The 4,470-nt window shown below is 36.3% G+C and carries 4 protein-coding genes and 1 pseudogene; 1 reads left to right on the forward strand and 4 read right to left on the reverse strand.

What is annotated here, in order from left to right; all coding sequences use genetic code 11:
- Positions 1-575 precede the first annotated feature (575 nt).
- The 4 genes and pseudogenes from HII30_RS21155 to HII30_RS21175 form a co-directional block, all read right to left on the reverse strand.
- Positions 576-905, reverse strand: a complete 330-nt coding sequence (locus HII30_RS21155) for a DUF3024 domain-containing protein (RefSeq protein WP_169507032.1) — start codon at positions 903-905, stop codon at positions 576-578.
- 271 nt (positions 906-1,176) lie between these two features.
- Complete coding sequence (locus tag HII30_RS21160; RefSeq protein WP_169507033.1) at positions 1,177-1,473, reverse strand: hypothetical protein; 297 nt, start codon at positions 1,471-1,473, stop codon at positions 1,177-1,179.
- A gap of 148 nt (positions 1,474-1,621) precedes the next feature.
- Positions 1,622-2,677, reverse strand: a pseudogene (locus HII30_RS21165) (serine hydrolase domain-containing protein).
- 141 nt (positions 2,678-2,818) lie between these two features.
- The gene (locus HII30_RS21175; RefSeq protein ID WP_169507036.1) at positions 2,819-4,315 is read right to left on the reverse strand and encodes a serine hydrolase domain-containing protein; all 1,497 of its coding nucleotides are present in this window, start codon (positions 4,313-4,315) and stop codon (positions 2,819-2,821) included.
- Here HII30_RS21175 and HII30_RS22035 point away from each other — a divergent pair.
- On the forward strand, positions 4,269-4,451 hold the full coding sequence (locus tag HII30_RS22035) for a hypothetical protein (protein WP_425496014.1): 183 nt from the start codon (positions 4,269-4,271) through the stop codon (positions 4,449-4,451). The two genes, HII30_RS21175 and HII30_RS22035, sit on opposite strands and share 47 nt — an antisense overlap.
- Positions 4,452-4,470 lie beyond the last annotated feature (19 nt).

Genomic DNA, 4,470 nt, shown 5'->3' on the forward strand with positions numbered 1-4,470 from the left:
AAAAACTTCGCCAAGTTGGGGTGAAGTCCCTTTTTTATGTCTGGAAATCCTTTTGTATCAAGGGCTCCGATTAATGCAAAATGCTCAAATTAACAATCGGACTTTGAAATAACGCAGATTCCATCACAATAATATCGCTTTCATATTCAGCCAGGAGAAACTTATTCCACCTTTCCATATACCTTTCCATAAAGATCCTATAGTCATCAAAAGTTTCAGTTTGAATAATTGGATGATTATAAGTCGTCTCCAAAAACAAACTGCAGGTGTAGTCATTCCTTTCAAATTGATTTGCTAAAAATCGTGCATAAGTTGATTTTCCGGACCCAGGAATTCCTTCGACGAATACCATTTTATTCATTGAATCATCCCTTTCTAAACGTTTCAACCGAATTTCAGCTAACGTTTGGTGTTCACAACCCGAGAGGCTTAAGGCGCAAAGGTGCCGGGTCCAGCGGACTTAACCTCGCAGGGTTGTCTGCTGAAACTACTTCGTCGAATAACATCTTGCAAACCAAGGGCCGAACGGCCCGCAGCGTAGGTGCTATGTTATGGATAGTCATTGCCTTCATCGATCATCCCCAAAACATACCTCTATTATCATTATCTACAATATTTAATTGTTTTTCAAAATCTTCATCTGGTTGAATATCGTCTATGAAATGCCACTTTTTCTTACTATCTCTCCAATAAATCTTCCATTTTCCTTGATCTAATCTAAATTGAGCAATGTCTAATTGAACCCACTGATTACTCATAAATGCCGGTCTTTCTTCTATTAATGTGATGTTATTTCCCCGTATCTTGTAATTAAGTTTCAATTGATTTTGTAAATCTTTTAGGATTTTATTCTTAGTATAGTTGTCCATGATCTTCATTACTCTTTTCTTAGTGAAATCATCCATTGTTTTACCCCCTTATAACGTTATGTCTATGAATTTTATGTGTTTATTCTAGTCTTTGCAATGATTTTTCATAACGTTCAGGCATTCACAATTCCGCAATGCCTTAAGTGACCGAAGGAAACGGCCGCGATGCGGTTAGGCAGTACAGGGTTGTCCGCCTGCTTTCACTTCCTCGAAAACTTTCAGGCGGCCAAGCGGGCGATAATTACAAAGCGTGAATAGGTTGTTATCCAAAATCCCTACTCCCCCGAATAACATATAAAATGTTTGTTTATTCTCCAGTCTCTTTATTTATTTTAATTTGTAATAATCTTACGAAGATAATGCCGATTATAATGTAAATTAAAACAACCCAAAAAGAAAACGAGTTTGGATTTTCGGTTGCCGTAACCCATATTGGCGGCGAATTAGTATTCCAAGAATCTGACATGTTAGGGTCAAATCGACTCTCACGATATACAATTGCCCAGACTTGATAAATCTTCGATATTACATAACCTATAATTAAACCACTCAACGCCCCTAAATAATAGTGTGGATGTATCCTTCCCATAAAGCTCTTTTCCATAAAGCACCTCTCTTACTTACTTATTTAGTTATCTATTATTCTTTGTTATGTTTTTAGGGTTTTCAGATAACGTTTCTGAATTTACGAATCCGAGAGGATTAAGGCAGCTTAAGCTGCCGGCCACGACGTGGTAGAGTTCGCAGGGTTGTCACCTGAATTCACTTCTCTGAAATTCCTCTGGCGACCAAGAGTCGGACGAAGTGCTGATCGCAGTGTGAATTAGGTTAGTAATGTTGTTAGAAATGTCGTCTACGTCCGTGGTCGAAAGATTATTTAAAACAATAATACAAACTTGATCATCAAGGTATCTTGTTATTTTGTTTTTAAACCCTACAATTCCACCTCCGTGGAAGACACTCTTACTGCGTTTGTTATGAATCAGTTCATCTTTTATAAACCAACCATACCCGTAACCACATCCATAATCGGTGAATAGTCGCTGCATTCCTTCACTTGTAACTAACTTGTTAGAAGATAAGGCACGATCCCATATATATAAGTCTTCTGTGGTAGACAGAAGGTCACCCCCACCAGTTGCAATAGACATATCAATTAAGGCGGAATTAACAAATCCCCTAGTATTATCCAACTCGTATCCGGATGCTCTTTGTGAGATGATCTCCCTATAATTATCCGGTCCTGTACTGTTCATTAATAAGGGGCAAAATATATTCTTCGTCAGAAATTCTACGTAAGTCTGTCCTGTTACAACCCAGATCAATTGAGCTAATAATAAATAGCCCGAATTTGAGTACCTAAATTGAGAGCCCGGCTGAAAATCTAATGGAAGCTTCATTATTAACTCTGTGCTTAGATCTAGCGGGGTAAATTCCGTCATTAATTTTTTGAAATCTTAAAGTTGGGTAATATTGGGTATTCCTGATGTGTGGGTTAACAGATGATGAATCGTAATATTTTCACCAAAGATATAGTTCGGGAAAAACTTGACTAATTTATCACTCTCGTTCAGAAACCCTTGCTCTAGCAGCATCATTATAGCCATTGAGGTAAACTGCTTTGTTATTGAACCAATTCGGAATTTTGTTTCGGGGGTGCATTTAATTAAATGCTTTCTATTTGCTAATCCCACTCCCGCGCTGAATAACTTTTCGTTGTTCTTAGTTACCAAGACAGAACCACTAAATTCTTCCTTCTGGGATTTGTTCTCCAAGTAATCATAAATTGCACTTGATAGACTATTCAATATATCACCACTTTCGGGAATTGTAATGTTTTTTGTTTATGCTCATCTAAATTAAAGAGCGAATGTCCACTGCAGAAATGCTGTGTTATCGGATGTCAGCGCTCTCTTGGAAATATACTAATTCTTCTCTCAGCTCTAATTTTATAAACTGCTTCTTATTATTCCAATTTTTTTAATATTAATTATTATCGATAAAATACAATTGATAGTAGAAATCCCCATCCAAATAAATATTGAATACGACATCCACACCTTTATCATAGAATAATCAATGCCTAATAGATAAGGCCAGATCATTATCAATACCAAAAGTATAATGCTTGAGATTAGTGCGATACTACTTTCTGTCATTTTTCTGAACCTTGTCTTTTCATCTTTAATATTTATTTTTATTCCTCTAACGAGTTTAATTGCTTGAACACATAAGATCATCACGGCTATTATTACTAATAATGAAAATACTAAATCAATTAATAGATACACGTCATCATAATTAAATTGATTCATATGATTCCCATTCATATTCTCATAAATATTATTAGCAATTAGCGATGGTGAAGTTGAATTTAAATTAGCCAGAACAAAAATGGCTTGCTGTTTTTCTAAATTAATAAGAACCTGTGAAGAGTAATTAGGATTAGATCCATTATGACTAACTACTCTATTTTTTGTATCAATACTCCATCCGAATGAATAGTATTGATTTTCACCTTCGTATCCCGCTGTAATGTTGTCGACTTGATGTGATTGTTCGATCGCTTTCAATAAATGATCTGGCATATCGCCTATCCCCATTTGGGCATGAATCCAGCGTTTTAAATCTTTTGAATTCGTTACCAAATATCCTGCAGCGATATTCCCATAATATCTAGGGGCATCATATTCTAAGCTTCTTCCAAAAAATACACGATATCCTTTGGTAAGTTTATCAGATTCCTTTTCCAGACCTGTTGAAAAATAACTATCAGCCATTCCTAAAGGAACCAGTATGTTTTCAGTCATGTAATCTTGATAACGTCTGCCTGTAACTTTTTCAATAATCATCGCTAAAATATCATAATTAACTGTAGCATAATTATATGCTGTACCAGGATACGTATCTAATGCAATGTCTGACACATTATGTATCGTTTTTTCAAGCATATCTTCCGTGGTACCTTCAGGAATTAACCGAATACTCCACGGTGGAATTCCACTTGTATGAGCTAACAACTGATGAATCGTAATATTAACTTTCTCACCCTTAATGGTTGGCTCAAACGATGGAATATAATCTGTAATAGAATCTGAAAGAGATAAGTAGCCCTCATTTTCTAATAAAATTAAGGCCAAAGCCGTAAATGCCTTTGTAGTCGATCCCAGCTCAAATAATGACTCTTCGGTTACCCTCTTAAGATTATTAACATCTGCATATCCGTAATTTTTATATTCTGTCTTGCCCCGCTCTGATACTATAATAGCTACCCCTGGAGTCGCTGATTTGGCCATTATGGATTCTACCATATTATCCGTACTATCATAATTCCCTTTCCTTACCAAACTCCCAAGTTCATCCCAAAACGCTACAGTAACAATGATTGCGATAAGTAGGATGACATATACTCTTGATGTGCTTGTTTTACTTAATATTTTCTTCATTGTGGTTCTCCCTATTGTATACCTACTTTGTGCCGTCATCGCAAAATCGGATCCCCGCACTCCTCAAACTTGTTTTTTGCAAGTGAAAAATGCTGAGTTTTGCTGCGAAAAGTGCCGAGGTCACTTGCCAGCATAATCGTTACTGCGGAATTCGG

It is taken from the genome of Paenibacillus lemnae, from assembly GCF_012933385.1.
GTDB classification, from domain to species: domain Bacteria; phylum Bacillota; class Bacilli; order Paenibacillales; family Paenibacillaceae; genus Paenibacillus_AQ; species Paenibacillus_AQ lemnae.